The sequence below is a fragment of the Sphingomonas sp. RB1R13 genome (assembly GCF_036663775.1).
Classification (GTDB): Bacteria; Pseudomonadota; Alphaproteobacteria; order Sphingomonadales; family Sphingomonadaceae; genus Sphingomicrobium.
The window spans coordinates 91,035-105,660 of record NZ_JAXOJM010000003.1 but is presented as its reverse complement, the minus strand read 5'-3'; the positions used below and the strand labels follow the sequence as shown (position 1 = coordinate 105,660).

The following is a 14,626-nucleotide window of genomic DNA, read 5'->3' as shown; positions in this document are numbered from 1 at the left end:
CACGACCGGCATTGCCAGCAGTGGGCCCAGACTAGAGACAAGCTTCGAGGTAGGGCTGGTCGAAGCCGAACTGCTTGGCCTTTTCCATTGTGTAGGGACGCAGCCCCATCGATCGATATTCGCCGATGATCTTGCCGTCGCTGCCCTCGTCGAGATATTCGAACTTGAACAATTCCTGGGTGACGATGACGTCGCCTTCCATCCCGATCACTTCGGTGATGTTGGTCGTGCGTCGCGACCCGTCGCGCAGGCGCTTGACCTGGATGATGAGGTCGACCGAGTCGGCGATCTGGCGCGAAATGGCTTCCTTGGGCACCTTGATGTCCGACATCATCACCATATTCTCCATGCGCGCGAGGCATTCGCGCGGGGAGTTGGAGTGAAGCGTCGCCATCGATCCGTCATGGCCGGTGTTCATCGCGGCGAGCAGATCAAAACACTCCGGTCCACGAATTTCGCCCAGGATGATCCGGTCGGGACGCATGCGCAGCGCGTTGATGACGAGATCACGAATGGTGATCGCACCCTGGCCTTCGAGGTTGGCGGGACGCGTCTCTAGCGGCAGCCAGTGCGGCTGCTGAAGCCGAAGCTCGGCGGCATCCTCGATCGTCAGCACGCGTTCGCCCGGGTCGATCATCTTGGACAGGGCATTGAGCATAGTGGTCTTGCCCGAACCGGTGCCGCCCGAAATGACGATGTTCATCCGGCTGGCGCCGGCGATCTTGAGCAGGGTCGCCATCTTCTCCGACATCGATCCAAAGCCGCGCATCATGTCGAGCGTGATCGGCTTTTCGGAGAATTTACGAATCGAGATGGCGGTGCCGCGCAAGCTGAGCGGCGGCACAATGACGTTGACGCGGCTGCCGTCGGGCAGACGGGCATCGGCCAGCGGAGTAGTCTGGTCGACCCGGCGGCCGACCTTGTTGACGATCCGCTGGGCGATCTGGAACAGATGCTCTTCGTCGCGGAACTGGATGTGCGCGAGCTCGAGCTTGCCCTTGCGCTCAACGAAGGTCTGGTCGGGACCATTGACCATGATGTCGCTGATCGACGGGTCGGCGAGCAATTCTTCCAACGGCCCGAGACCGAGCAGCTCGTCGACCAGCACCTTTTCCAGCGCAAATTGTTCGCGCCGGTTGAGGTTGATCTTCAGCTCACCGAGCACTTCGGAAATGATCGGCCGGAATTCCTCGGCCAGCTCGTCCTTGCCGAGCGTGGCGGCGGCTTCGGGATCGACCCGTTCGAGCAGGCGCGGAAGGACCTGCTCTTTGATGCGGTGGACCGAGGCTTCAAATCCCTCGGTCTTGCTGGCGCCGGCCTCGCCACTGGCGTTCTGGCGCTTGTTGAGGCGATCCATCGCCCCGATCATCGAGTTTGACGCGTGGACCGGGCCGTCGTCGACGATCTCGGCGAGTTCCTCCACCGGCGGGAATTGCTCGCCGCCGGCGGGCGCGCCGCCGGGGCCGGCCTTCATCGGCCGTGCCACCCCGAAATTGGGTCGCGCAGAGCCCGTGTTGCCCAGTCCGTTGCGCTTGCCGAAAGCGTTCATGCCCACCGTGTCCCGTCGTTCATTGGGGTAATCCACGATGGTGAATAAGCGCAAAACTTTTACGAAAGGTTAGTCCGCAGCGGGGGCAGGTCGCGGCGCTGCCATACTTCGAAGACGCGGAAGGAGCGTTGAACCGGTGAGCGCCTGACCAAGATCCGTCGATAGTCGCGGGCAAGAGCAGCCGCAACCTGGGCAAGGCTGCGCGGGTTGGCTTCGAGGATAGGTGCGGAGACACGGACGATCACGGCTGGTTTGCGCATGAGCACGCGGGCCAGTTCGCCTTGCTGGTCGGTTCCGATCGCGCGGGCTTCATTGGCATCGGCGAGATGTTCTGGGAACTGATATTTGGTGAGCCGACAATCGCCCGCGTGATCATACAGGAGGGGTGGGCCCGATGCGAGGTAGAGGCAGCCATTGTGGCGCGAACCGGCAATCGCCGAGGCGAGTGCCTCGAACGCTAGGCGCCCCTCGCGATTGGGCTGGAAACGAAACATCGAGCCTTCGGACCAGGCGGTCAGGAGCAGCGCGGCGGCCAACGCGAATCCGGTGCGCCGGCCGAGCAAGGTCGCTGCAGAAACGCTCAGGGGCGCGATCAGGGGGAGCTCGTAATGGTCGTAAAAGTTGGGAATGAGCATGACGCCGAGCAGCGCGGCAACCATCCAGCCACTCAGAAAGATGGTGCGTAGATCGGCATTTCCGAAGCGGCGGTGCCTCATAACCGAGCCGATGATTCCGGTTAGGATTAGCGGGATCATGAAGACCAGCAGGAAAAGGACGCCAAAGCTGCGCGAGCGGATACCCTGATCGGCTTTGAAAAAGATCGAGATGAAATTGGCGAAGACGTAGTCACCGAGATGGCCGTGGGCGAAGTAATAGATTGCAGCGAGCAGGGTCGGCAGTAGCGCCACCGCGATCATGGCTACGGCGAGGCCAACCAGACGCAGAGGAGGCCATTGGCGGCGGCGGGCAAGGATCAGGAAGCACAGGCCGAGGTAGATACCCTCAACGATGCTGACCTGCTTGACAGTTAGCGCCAGTCCGCAGGCGACCATTGCGGTCATCGCGGCCGGGACGAGACGAGTGGTTCCTTCGGCGGCCCTGACGAACGACAGCGCGGCGCCGGCGATGAGCAGATTGTAGAAGACCGGTGACTGCCCACCCTGTCCGCCGAACGGGACAAGGGTCGCGAGATAGACGATCCCGGCAAGCAGCGCCCCTTGGCGATTGGCGATGCGGCTGGCCAGGCGAGTGACGACCCACGCAGTGGCGACGGCGAAAAGCCCGGCGACCAGCTGATATTGCTCGACACCGCTGCCGCCCAGTCGGGCGATGGCGGCATAGATCAGGAACAGCCCGATCGGCTTGCGGTCCCAAATGTCGACATAGGGCAGCTGGCCATGGTCGATCGCCTTGCCGACCAGCAAATAATATTGGTCGTCGACGTGGAGCAGCGGATTACCAAACGCGGCGGCGCGCGTGACAATCGCGACCGCGACAAGGGCGAGGATAGACCACAGGCCGAACCACCGCGCGTCGAGCGCTCGCGTCGAACCGGTCATCGTCACCCCCCTCGAGGCGACGATAAGTGTAACCTAAATCAAAAGCAAAGCGTAGGTTTTACCCCTGCCAAACAAGAGCCTAGCTCACGCTCTCCGCGAGCACCGTCAGCCCGCCCGCGCCGATCTCCGCAAAGCCGCCGCTGACATTGATCGTCTCGGGCGCACCACCGGCGGTCTTGAACACCGTCAGCGGGCCGTCCTTGAGCGTCGTCATGAACGGCGCGTGCCCGGCCATCGCGCCGAAATCGCCCTCGCTGCCGGAGACGACCACCATGTGGACATCCTCGGAGCGAACGAGCTTTTCCGGAGTGACGAGCTCGAAGTGGAGCAGGTCGGCCATCTAGGCTTCCTGCGCCATCTTCTCGGCCTTGGCGACCGCTTCGTCGATCCCGCCGACCATGTAGAAGGCGCTCTCGGGAAGGTGGTCATACTTGCCTTCGACGACCGCCTTGAACGAGGCGACGGTGTCTTCGACCTGGACGAACTTGCCGGGAATGCCGGTGAACACTTCGGCGACGTGGAATGGCTGGCTGAGGAAGCGCTGGATCTTCCGCGCGCGGGCGACGATCAGCTTATCTTCTTCCGACAGCTCGTCCATGCCGAGGATGGCGATGATGTCCTGAAGGCTCTTATACTTCTGCAGCGTCTCCTGAACGCGGCGCGCGGTGTCGTAATGCTCCTGTCCAACGACGGCAACGGTCAGCACGCGGCTGGTCGAATCGAGTGGATCGACCGCCGGGTAAATACCCAGTTCCGAAATCGCGCGGTTAAGCGTGGTCGTCGCGTCGAGATGGGCGAACGACGCGGCCGGGGCCGGATCGGTCAGATCGTCGGCGGGAACATAGATCGCCTGGACCGAGGTGATCGACCCCTTGTTGGTCGAGGTGATCCGCTCCTGCAACTGGCCCATGTCGGTCGCCAGCGTCGGCTGATAGCCCACCGCCGACGGAATGCGGCCGAGCAGTGCCGACACTTCCGAACCGGCCTGGGTGAAGCGGAAGATGTTGTCGACGAAGAACAACACGTCCTGGCCCTCGACGTCGCGGAAATATTCGGCCTGAGTCAGGCCCGACAGCGCGACGCGGGCGCGCGCTCCCGGCGGCTCGTTCATCTGGCCGAACACCAGCGCGACCTTCGATCCCTCGGGGGTCGGGTTGCCGTCGGCATCCTTGGCGATGACACCCGCGTCGAGGAACTCGTGGTAGAGATCGTTACCCTCGCGGGTGCGCTCGCCGACTCCGGCGAACACCGACACGCCGCCATGGCCCTTGGCGATGTTGTTGATCAGTTCCTGAATCAGCACGGTCTTGCCGACCCCGGCGCCGCCGAACAGGCCGATCTTCCCGCCGCGCGCATAGGGAGCGAGCAAATCAATGACCTTGATGCCGGTCACGAGGATCGCGCTCTCGGTCGACTGGTCGACGAACAGCGGGGCCTCGGCGTGGATCGGGGCCGACAGGTCGCTGCCGATCGGGCCGCGATCGTCGATCGGCTCGCCGATGACGTTCATGATGCGGCCAAGCGTCTTGGGACCGACGGGGACGCGGATCTGCGAACCCGTGTCAGTCACGGTTTGGCCGCGGGTCAGGCCCTCGGTCGCGTCCATGGCGATCGTGCGGACCATATTCTCGCCGAGGTGCTGGGCGACCTCGAGGACAAGGCGATTGCCATTGTTGCTGGTTTCAAGCGCGCCGAGGATCGGCGGCAGCTCGCCGTCGAACGAGACGTCGACGACCGCGCCGATGACCTGCGCGATGCGGCCGACGAGGTTGCTCGTCTGGGTGGGGGCAGTAGGGGCGGCGGTGGCCATGATGTCTGTCCTTGGCTTTTTGGGCGGTTAGAGCGCTTCGGCGCCCGAGATGATTTCGACGAGTTCGGTGGTGATCGCGGCCTGGCGCTGGCGGTTGTAGATGATCGCCAGCTTCTTGATCATGTCGCCGGCGTTGCGCGTGGCATTGTCCATCGCGGTCATCTGGCTGCCATAGAAACCGGCCTGATTCTCGAGCAGCGCGCGATAGACCTGGATCGCGACGTTGCGCGGCAGCAGCGCGGCGAGGATCGCTTCCTCGTCGGGCTCATATTCGGTCGCGGCAGCGGGGGCGGCATTCTTGTCATTGGCAGGATTGACGGCGGGGACGACCGGGATGATCTGGTCGACCGTCGGCTCCTGCAGCAGCGTCGATCGGAAATTGGCATAGGCGAGGTGCGCGACATCGAACTGGCCGGCGAAATAGCGCTGGCTGATGTCCTCGGCGATCGCCTGCGCATCGGTGTAGCCCGGGGCCTTCATCGCGCTGGTGTCATGCTGGGCGATGATCGCGCTGGGGTAGAAGCGCTGGATCACCGGGCGACCCTTGCGCCCGACGATGTAGAACAGGACGGTCTTGCCCGCGGCCTCCAGCTGTTCGGCCTTGCGGCGGGCGGCGCGGACGATGTTGGTGTTGAACGCGCCCGCCAGCCCGCGATCGCCGGTGGCGAGCACGATCAGATGGGTCTGGTCGCTGCCGGTGCCCGCGATCAGCTTGGGGCTGTGCGGCCCGACCGAAACGCGCGACGCCAGGCTGGCGACGACCGCGGCCAGGCGCGTCGCATAGGGGCGCCCGGCCTCGGCATTGGCCTGCGCCCGACGAAGCTTCGCCGCGGCGACCATCTTCATCGCCTTGGTGATCTTCTGCGTCGACTTGACTGAGCCGATGCGCATCTTGAGGGATTTAAGCGAGGCCATTGCGTTCCTATTTCGTCATCCCGGACTTGATCCGGGACCTGCCTTCTTGTGTTCCACTCCCACCGTAGAAAGGCGGGTCCCGGGTCAAGCCCGGGATGACGATCCTTAAGCGAACTGCTTGCCGAACGTCGCCAGCGCATCCTTGAGCGCCGCCGAGGTCTCGTCGTCGAGCGCCTTGGTGTCGCGGATCTTCGCGAGGATTTCCGGCTTGTCCGAGCGCAAATAGCTCAGCATCTGCGATTCGTAACGCGTGACGTCGGTCGTCGGCACGGTGTCAACAAACCCCTGCGTACCCGCGAAGATCGAGGCGACCTGCTCCTCGATCGGCATCGGCTGATACTGCGGCTGCTTGAGCAGTTCGGTCAGCCGGGCACCGCGCGCCAGCAGCTTCTGGGTCGAGGCATCGAGATCCGATCCGAACTGTGCGAACGCCGCCATTTCGCGATACTGCGCAAGCTCCAGCTTGATCGAGCCGGCGACCTTCTTCATCGCCTTGGTCTGCGCCGCCGATCCGACGCGCGACACCGACAGCCCGACGTTGATCGCCGGACGGACGCCCTGGTAGAACAGGTCGGTCTCGAGGAAGATCTGGCCGTCGGTGATCGAAATCACGTTGGTCGGGATGTAGGCCGACACGTCGCCCGCCTGCGTCTCGATGATCGGTAGCGCGGTGAGCGAGCCCGAGCCATTGTCGGCGTTCATTTTGGCGGCGCGCTCGAGCAGGCGGCTGTGAAGATAGAAGACGTCGCCCGGATAGGCTTCGCGGCCCGGCGGACGGCGCAGCAGCAGCGACATCTGGCGATAGGCGACCGCCTGCTTGGACAGATCGTCATAGACGATGACCGCGTGCATGCCGTTGTCGCGGAAATATTCGCCCATCGCGCAGCCGGTGTAGGGCGCGAGATATTGCAGCGGAGCGGGCTCCGACGCGGTCGCGGCGACGACGATGCTATATTCCATCGCGCCATTCTCTTCGAGCGCGCGGACGATCTGGGCGACGGTCGAGCGTTTCTGGCCGATGGCGACGTAGATGCAATACAGCTTCTTGCTCTCATCGTCGCCGGCGTTGGCGGCCTTCTGGTTGATGAAGGTGTCGAGCGCGACGGCGGTCTTGCCGGTCTGGCGATCGCCGATGATCAGCTCGCGCTGGCCGCGGCCAACGGGAACGAGCGCGTCAAGCGCCTTGAGGCCGGTCTGGACGGGCTCGTGGACCGACTGGCGCGGGATGATGCCGGGCGCCTTGACCTCGACGCGGCTGCGCTGGTCACTGACGATCGGGCCCTTGCCGTCGATCGGGTTGCCGAGCGCATCGACCACGCGGCCAAGCAGGCCCTTGCCGACGGGGACATCGACGATCGTGCCGGTACGCTTGACGGTCGAGCCTTCCTTGATGGTCGAATCCGACCCGAAGATGACCGCGCCGACGTTGTCGGCCTCCAGGTTGAGCGCCATCCCCTGGATGCCGCCTTCGAATTCGACCATCTCGCCGGCCTGGACATTGTCGAGGCCGTGGATGCGGGCGATGCCGTCGCCGACCGACAGCACGGTGCCGACTTCGGAGACCTGCGCGTCGGCATCGAAGTTCGCGATCTGGTCGCGAATGACGCGGGAGATTTCAGCGGCGCGGATATCCATGATCAGCCTTTCATAGCCGTGGCTAAGGTATTGAGTTTGGTACGAATGGAGGCATCGATCATCTGGCTTCCCAGCCGGACGATAATGCCCCCGAGGATGGCGGGATCGACCTTTGCGTCGATCGATACGTCGCGCTTGGCGCGGGTCTTGAGTTGGGCGGCGAGCGCGACGCGCTGGTCGTCGTTCAGCGGGTGGGCGGTGGTTACCTGCGCGGTCGTCTCGCCACGGTGGGCGGCGGCGAGGGTGCGGATCATGGCAATGACGCGCGGCAGTTCGACCAGCCGGCCGTTCTTGGCAAGGACGCCGAGGAAGCGCGCCGTCAGCGGGTCGAGTCCCAGCGTCGGGACCAGCGCCGCGACGACCTTGGCCGCCTCGATCCGGTTGACCAGCGGACTTTCCACGACGCGCCTCAGATCGGCCGATTCAGCAAGCCCCTGAGTCAGCGATTCGAGGCTCTTCGAGACCGAATCAATCTGTTTTTCGTCGCGGGCAAGGCCGAACAGCGCAGTCGCGTAGCGCCCTGCGAGGCTAGCCTGAATGCCGCCGGAATTCTCCACGCGCGATAAGCTCCAAGTCGAGTATTGGCCCCAGGACGGAGGGCGCTGGAGACCGAAGCCCTGCACCCCCACCGGGTTGCGGCCCCCTAGCAAAGGGGGCACGGCGATGCAAGACGAGGCTAGATTGTCAGCGAAAAGAAGCGCGAAAAGGCTGACGCTTCGTAACCGCCAAACGGTTCGCACGGGGTGAAGCCCTCGCGCTCGTAGAGGTGCAGCGCTGCGGCGAAATCGGGGGTGCTGCCAGTTTCCAGGCTGAGCCGGGTCAGGCCCATCGCCCGTGCCTCGGCGACTAGGTGAGCCAGTATCGTGCCACCGACCCCGCGCCCGAGCGCCGCCGGGGCGGTCCGCATCGACTTCAGCTCGCCGTCGCTCCTTCCAAGCGACTTCAGCGCGCCAATCCCGAGCAAAACTCCATCCCCATCACGCATCGCGAAGAAACGGATCGAGGGATCGCGCAGCGCATCGGCGACCAGGAAATGGCACGCCTCGGGCGGCGAACTCGCTTCCATCCCCGCCGCATGCAGGTCGAGCAGCGCGGCGACGTCTTCGCTGTCGAGATCGCCCTCGTGAAAGGTGAACGTCATGAAACCCCGGTTTGACCGCAAGGCGCGGGATGCGCGGCGGACGCGACTGTCTTATGCTGGTCGGCATGGACATGGGCAAGATCGACGAAGCGGTGGCGTGGACGGCGTTCGAGGCGCGCGACCGCTCGCAGGACGGGTGCTTCGTGGGCGCGGTGCGGACGACGGGCATTTATTGCAAGCCAAGCTGCTCGGCGCGGCGGCCAAAGCGCGAGAATGTTGCGTTTTTCCCATCGGGCGCCGCAGCGATGGCGGCGGGCTATCGCGCCTGCCTGCGCTGCCGACCGGACGAGGTGGGGCGCGACCGGGCGGCGGTGGCGAGGGCTGTCGACTTAATCGAGGCGGCGGAGGGACCGGTCCTGCTGGCCGATCTCGCCGCCGCAGTCGGCTACGCACCCCACCATTTCCAGCGCTCCTTCACTCGCGACCTGGGCATCTCCCCCGCCGCCTATGGCCGCGCGCTGAGGGCCAAACGAGCCGCCACCCATTTGCAGGAGGACAAGTCTGTGACCGATGCACTCTACGACGCCGGCTATGCCGCCCCGAGCCGCTTCTACGCCGACGCCGAGGAACGGCTCGGCATGACCCCGTCGGCATGGCGCGACGGCGGGCGCGGGGCGACGATCCGCTTCGTCATGGTCGACAGCGCGCTTGGACCCCTGCTGATCGCGGCGACTGCGAAGGGCATTTGCCGGCTGACGTTCGGCGAGGGGGAAGAGACGCTTCGCCGCAAATTCCCCAACGCCGAGATCCGCCCCGACGACGGCACGATTGCGCCGTGGGTGAAAGCCGCGCTGGGCCAGATCGACCGGCCGAGCGACCACCAACTCCCGCTCGACGTGCGCGGTACTGCGTTCCAGGAAAAAGTGTGGGGTGAACTACGCAAGATCCCGCTTGGCCAGACGCGCAGCTATGCTGACATCGCCGCAGCCGTCGGCCAGCCCGGAGCAGTGCGTGCGGTCGGCACTGCCAATGGCTCGAACCCGGTGTCGGTGCTGGTCCCGTGCCACCGCGTGATCCGCTCGGACGGAAGCCTTGGCGGCTATGGCGGCGGCCTGCCCAACAAGCGTTACCTCCTGGCCGCCGAGGGGATTACCGACGACGAACCCGGCCTGCCGTTGGTCGAATGAGCGGTTGCCATGTCGCCCGGGCGCGCCAAGGTGCGAGCAGGGGGACAAGCATGACCGATCAACAGCCAGCCGATATAGCCGCACGCCCATGGTGGAAGCGCCTGCTTCAGTTCCCGCTGGTGGCAATGGTAATTGCGATCATACTGCTGATCGTTGCGACCATCCCCGCGGGCGCGGTCCATTACGTGCTGCCGAAGCTTTCTGGCGATCCGTTGCTCGTGATTCGGTCGCTGCTGGAATTCGTTTTCACCTTGGTGATGTACAAGCTGGTGATGGTCCGCCTCGGGCGGCAGCCGCGCGATGACCTCAAACTGGCGGGGGCGGGCGGACAGCTGGGGCGCGGCCTGCTGCTGGGGGTCGGGCTATTCTCGCTGGTAGTCGCAGTCGCGGCGCTGCTTCATGTCTATGCGATTACCGGGCGGGGCGACACCAGCGCACTGCTGTCGACCGCAGTCGGCATGGCGATCATGCCCGCCTTTCGCGAAGAATTGCTGTTCCGCGGGGTGCTGTTTCGCTGGCTCGAGGAGTTCGGCGGAAGCTGGTTCGCGCTCGCGCTGACCTCGGCATTGTTCGGCGCGGCGCATCTGATGAACACCAACGCCACCACCCTGTCGGCGGTCGCAATCGCGATCGAGGCGGGGGTGCTGCTTGGCGCTTCCTATATGCTGACGCGAAGCCTGTGGATGCCGATGGGTTTTCACGCGGCGTGGAATTTCACCCAGGGCGAGATTTTCGATGTGCCCGTGTCGGGGGTCGACCAGCATGGTCTGGTGACCGCCAAAATGATGGGCGATCCACTGCTGTCAGGCGGCATGTTCGGGCTTGAAGCGTCGGTCATCGCCATGGTGCTGGCGACCGCGACCGGGCTGTGGCTGGTGTGGCTTGCGATCCGCGCGGGTCAGGTGGCGCCGCCGATGTGGGCGCGACCCAAGGGGCCGACCGTCATTGCCGACGCCGCTTAAAGGAAGCTGTAGGGATCGACGTCGACGCTGACGCGGGTCTTGGGTTTCCAGTCGAGCCCGCCGAGCCAGTCGCGGATGACATCCTGCACATCGAGTGCGCGCGCGGCATGGACCAGGATCCGTTGGCGGTGGCGGCCACGAAGCATCGCGAGTGGGGCAGGCGCGGGACCATAGACCGCCATCCCTTCGACCATCGGCGCGGCGCGGCCGATGCGGCGGGCAGTCGCTTCGGTTTCGGCGGCATCCTCTGAGGAAATGATGATTGCAGCAAGTCGACCGAACGGCGGCATTGCGGCCTCCCGGCGCGCGGCGGTTTCGGCGGCGATGAAACCGGGGGCGTCACCGGCGATCAGCGCGGCGATGACCGGGGCCGACGGGTCGTGAGTCTGGACGAACACGCGACCGGGCTTGTCACCGCGACCAGCGCGGCCGGCGACCTGGCTGATCTGCTGGAAGCTGCGCTCGGCGGCGCGCAGGTCGCCGCCCTGGAGCCCGAGGTCGGCATCGACCACGCCGACCAGGGTCAGATTGGGGAAATGATAGCCCTTGGTGACCAGTTGTGTCCCGATGACGATGTCGATCGCCCCGACTTCCATCTGCTCGACGAACTCGGCGGCTTTCGCCGGGGACCAGATGGTGTCGCTCGTCACGATCGCGGTGCGCGCCTCGGGGAACAGCGCGGCAACCTCGTCGGCGATCCGCTCGACCCCGGGCCCGCAGGCGACAAGGCTGTCCTCCTCGCCGCACTCGGGGCACTTCAAGGGCGGCGGCTCGACATGGCCGCAATGGTGGCAGGCGAGGCGGTGCATCAGCCGGTGCTCGACCATCCACGCGGTGCAGTTGGGGCACTGAAAGCGGTGCCCGCAGTGGCGACACAGGGTCAGCGGGGCAAATCCGCGGCGGTTGAGAAACAGCAAGGACTGCTCGCCCGCGTCAAGATTGGCCTGCATCTCGGCGACCAAAGTGGGGGCGAGCCAGCGGCCGCGCGGGGGCGGATCCTGCGTCAGGTCGATCGCGGTGATGCTCGGCAGGGTCGCACCGGCAAAGCGGCTCGGCAGCGCGACTTCGCGATATCGGCCAATCTCGACCATGTGGCGGGTTTCGATCGCCGGGGTGGCGGTCGACAGGACGACCGGAATATCCTCAAACCGCGCCCGCATCACGGCGACATCGCGGGCGTGATACTGGACACCCTCTTCCTGCTTGAAGCTGGGTTCGTGAGCCTCGTCGACGACGATCAGGCCAAGGTTCGCATAGGGCAGGAACAGCGCCGAGCGCGCGCCGACGGTGACCGCCGCCTCGCCGCTGGCGATTGCGCGCCAGGCGCGGCGGCGCTGGGATGACCGTAGGCCCGAGTGCCACGCGTTCGGCGGGCAGCCAAAGCGCGCCTCGAATCGCTTGAGGAAGGGTTCGGTCAGCGCAATTTCGGGAAGGAGGACGAGGGTTTGGCGACCGGCGCGAAGAGCGGCGGCGATGGCTTCGAAATAGACTTCGGTCTTGCCCGATCCCGTCACGCCGTCGAGCAGGATCGGGTCGAAGCCGGTTGCCGCGACAAGGGTGTCGGCGGCACGCTGCTGGTCGGTGGAGAGGATCGGCTGGGCGAAGTCGGGGTCAGGGGCGGGAAGGGGGCGGTCGGCCTCGACCTGCACTGCCTCGAGTGCGCCCGCGGTGACGAGCCCGCGAAGGACGGTGTCGCTGACTTCGGCAATGTCGGCGAGCTCGCGGATGGTGCCCTGGCGGCCAGCGAGGCGGGCGATGGCCTGCTCGCGCTGCGGCGTCAGGCGCGCCGGCACGGTGTTGGTGGCCCGATATTCGGTCAGCTGGCGCGACCCTTCGAGCGCCGCGGCGCTGGGCAGGATCATCCTCAGCACACTGGCGAGCGGGCTCAGATAATAGTCGGCGGTCCACTCGGCGAGGCGCCGCAACGGCGCGGCGATGGGCGCCACGTCGACCAGCCCGGCCAGCGGGCGCAGGCGATTGTCGCCCACTTCTTCAGACGGCAATCGCTCGGCCTCCCACGCGACGCCAATCAGCTGGCGGGGCCCTAACGGCGCGATCACCACCGTGCCCGGCTCGACACGCATCCCGGCAGGGACGCGATAGTCGAGCGGGCCGAGCGCGGCATTCAGCGTGACGACACGGGTGCGGGGGAGGGACATGTCGCCGAGTAGCATGCTCGCCTGCCCCCCGGACAGGCTGCGCGTGCTACTTGCCCCGCTTCTTGCGGTGGCTTTCGAGGTCAAGGACGGCGGTCTCCTCGCCGTCGGGCATCAGCCCGAGGCGGCGGGCGACTTCCTGATAGGCTTCGGCCTCGCCACCGAGGTCCTGGCGGAAGCGGTCCTTGTCGAGCTTTTCGTTCGACTTCATGTCCCACAAGCGGCAGCCGTCGGGGCTGATCTCGTCGGCCAGGATCACGCGGCTATAGTCGTTTTCCCAGATCCGCCCGAACTCCAGCTTGAAGTCGACCAGCCGGATGCCGATGCCGGCGAACATCCCGCACATGAAGTCGTTCACGCGAATCGCCATGTCGGCGATGTCGTTCATCTCGTCCTGGCTCGCCCAGCCAAAGCAGGCGATATGCTCGTCGGCGATCATCGGGTCGCCGAGCGCATCGTCCTTGTAATAATATTCGATGATCGTGCGTGGCAGCTGGGTACCCTCCTCGATCCCGAGACGCTTGGAGATCGATCCTGCGGCGACGTTGCGAACGACGACCTCGATCGGGATGATCTCGACCTGGCGAATCAATTGCTCGCGCATGTTGAGACGGCGGATAAAGTGGGTCGGGATGCCGATCGTCTGCAGCGCGACGAAGATATGCTCGGAAATGCGGTTGTTGAGAACGCCCTTGCCCGAGATGGTGCCGCGCTTCTGGGCGTTGAACGCGGTCGCATCGTCCTTGAAATACTGGATCAGCGTGCCGGGCTCGGGACCCTCGTAGAGGATCTTGGCCTTGCCTTCGTAAATCTGGCGGCGACGAGTCATGGGCAGGTCATGCTTTCAACTAACTGGCGTTCAGCGGGCTATAGGCCGCGCGTCCCCGCTGCGCAAAGGCTCAGAACGGCAACAGCGAGCGCGGTGGGCGATTGGGCAGGATCACGCCGCGCTCGGCAAGGAAGACGTGGCGGACGATCTCGGCCTGCTGCTCGATCCCGTAAAGCGCGAAGGAGCGATCGGGATCGAGCCGATAGGAATAGCGACAAAAGGGGTGGCGCATCAGCGGCAGCCAGAAGCGGCCGTTGCGCTGCGCCTGCCAGACATGGGTCATCTCGTGGATGAACAGGCCCTGCGCCGCCACCGTGTCGGTTGCGAAGTTGTCGCTCCACGTTTCGCCTTTGGGATGGAAATGGATATTGCCCGTTGGTGCCATCACCGTGCTTCGCGGCTGGAGCGGCCACCACGGGCGGTGAATCAGGCGGACCCGGCCAAGCGCGATGGAGTCTCCGAACATGGTTCGCGCAAGCTCGGTCTCGCCGGGCGTGAGGGGTCGTTGGTCGCGCATGACCAGCCTCCTGCCCAAGCTGCGTTGCAACCGCAACGCTTGGATGCTTGCCGCCGCGCATCGGCAACGCTAGGGCATCGTCAAAATCAAAGAGAAGGAATGCGAGCATGAGCGAGACTGCTGATCGGGTGAAGAAGATCGTCGTCGAGCATCTTGGCGTTGACGCCGAGAAGGTTACCGAGGAAGCCAGCTTCATCGACGACCTAGGCGCCGACAGCCTCGACATCGTCGAGCTCGTGATGGCGTTCGAAGAGGAATTCGGAGTCGAAATTCCCGACGATGCCGCCGAGAAGATCGCGACCGTCAAGGATGCCATCGACTATATCGACCAGCACAAGGCGTAATCTGCCGAGCCCGTCACCCGTCAGGATCGGGCCGAGCTTGTCGAAGAGCAGTCTTTCGTCCTGCTCAAAGTGACGATCGAAT

Annotated in this window: 14 protein-coding genes; 3 read left to right on the top strand and 11 right to left on the bottom strand. The window is 65.0% G+C overall.

Annotation, left to right across the window (positions count from 1 at the left end; translation table 11 throughout):
* Positions 1–31: 31 nt before the first annotated feature.
* From U1700_RS10030 to U1700_RS09995, 8 genes are all read right to left on the bottom strand, one after another.
* Positions 32–1,549, bottom strand: coding sequence for a CpaF family protein (locus tag U1700_RS10030; protein ID WP_332752489.1), 1,518 nt, complete (start codon positions 1,547–1,549; stop codon positions 32–34).
* 59 nt (positions 1,550–1,608) lie between these two features.
* Positions 1,609–3,108, bottom strand: a complete 1,500-nt coding sequence (locus U1700_RS10025) for an ArnT family glycosyltransferase (RefSeq protein WP_332752487.1) — start codon at positions 3,106–3,108, stop codon at positions 1,609–1,611.
* Positions 3,109–3,187: 79 nt separating this feature from the next.
* A complete protein-coding gene (locus U1700_RS10020; RefSeq protein WP_332752485.1) occupies positions 3,188–3,448 on the bottom strand; it encodes an ATP synthase F1 subunit epsilon in 261 nt (86 codons plus the stop codon).
* Entirely contained in the window at positions 3,449–4,918 is a 1,470-nt protein-coding gene (gene atpD, locus U1700_RS10015; protein ID WP_332752483.1) for a F0F1 ATP synthase subunit beta, read from the bottom strand.
* Positions 4,919–4,945: 27 nt separating this feature from the next.
* Entirely contained in the window at positions 4,946–5,833 is an 888-nt protein-coding gene (locus U1700_RS10010) for a F0F1 ATP synthase subunit gamma (protein ID WP_332752480.1), read from the bottom strand.
* A 105-nt stretch (positions 5,834–5,938) separates the two neighbouring features.
* Positions 5,939–7,468, bottom strand: a complete 1,530-nt coding sequence (gene atpA, locus U1700_RS10005; RefSeq protein ID WP_332752478.1) for a F0F1 ATP synthase subunit alpha — start codon at positions 7,466–7,468, stop codon at positions 5,939–5,941.
* A 2-nt stretch (positions 7,469–7,470) separates the two neighbouring features.
* A complete protein-coding gene (locus tag U1700_RS10000; protein ID WP_332752992.1) occupies positions 7,471–8,025 on the bottom strand; it encodes a F0F1 ATP synthase subunit delta in 555 nt (184 codons plus the stop codon).
* A gap of 119 nt (positions 8,026–8,144) precedes the next feature.
* On the bottom strand, positions 8,145–8,609 hold the full coding sequence (locus U1700_RS09995; protein WP_332752476.1) for a GNAT family N-acetyltransferase: 465 nt from the start codon (positions 8,607–8,609) through the stop codon (positions 8,145–8,147).
* Between the two features lie 65 nt (positions 8,610–8,674).
* Between U1700_RS09995 and U1700_RS09990 the strand changes: the two genes are divergently transcribed.
* Both U1700_RS09990 and U1700_RS09985 read left to right on the top strand, forming a co-directional pair.
* Complete coding sequence (locus U1700_RS09990; protein ID WP_443025944.1) at positions 8,675–9,736, top strand: bifunctional transcriptional activator/DNA repair enzyme AdaA; 1,062 nt, start codon at positions 8,675–8,677, stop codon at positions 9,734–9,736.
* 50 nt (positions 9,737–9,786) lie between these two features.
* Positions 9,787–10,698 carry a CPBP family intramembrane glutamic endopeptidase gene (locus tag U1700_RS09985; RefSeq protein WP_332752474.1) on the top strand — a complete coding sequence of 304 codons (912 nt, stop codon included), beginning with the start codon at positions 9,787–9,789 and terminating at the stop codon, positions 10,696–10,698.
* Here U1700_RS09985 and U1700_RS09980 read toward each other — a convergent pair.
* The 3 genes from U1700_RS09980 to U1700_RS09970 form a co-directional block, all read right to left on the bottom strand.
* Entirely contained in the window at positions 10,695–12,857 is a 2,163-nt protein-coding gene (locus tag U1700_RS09980; RefSeq protein ID WP_332752472.1) for a primosomal protein N', read from the bottom strand. The genes U1700_RS09985 and U1700_RS09980 overlap by 4 nt on opposite strands.
* A 46-nt stretch (positions 12,858–12,903) precedes the next feature.
* Entirely contained in the window at positions 12,904–13,683 is a 780-nt protein-coding gene (gene purC / locus U1700_RS09975; protein ID WP_332752470.1) for a phosphoribosylaminoimidazolesuccinocarboxamide synthase, read from the bottom strand.
* 70 nt (positions 13,684–13,753) lie between these two features.
* Positions 13,754–14,200 (bottom strand): vgr related protein, encoded by a 447-nt coding sequence (locus U1700_RS09970; RefSeq protein ID WP_332752468.1) that lies wholly within the window; start codon positions 14,198–14,200, stop codon positions 13,754–13,756.
* Between the two features lie 107 nt (positions 14,201–14,307).
* On the opposite strand from U1700_RS09970, the gene U1700_RS09965 reads away from it, so the two are divergent.
* Entirely contained in the window at positions 14,308–14,544 is a 237-nt protein-coding gene (locus U1700_RS09965) for an acyl carrier protein (protein ID WP_332752466.1), read from the top strand.
* The last annotated feature ends 82 nt before the right edge of the window (positions 14,545–14,626 follow it).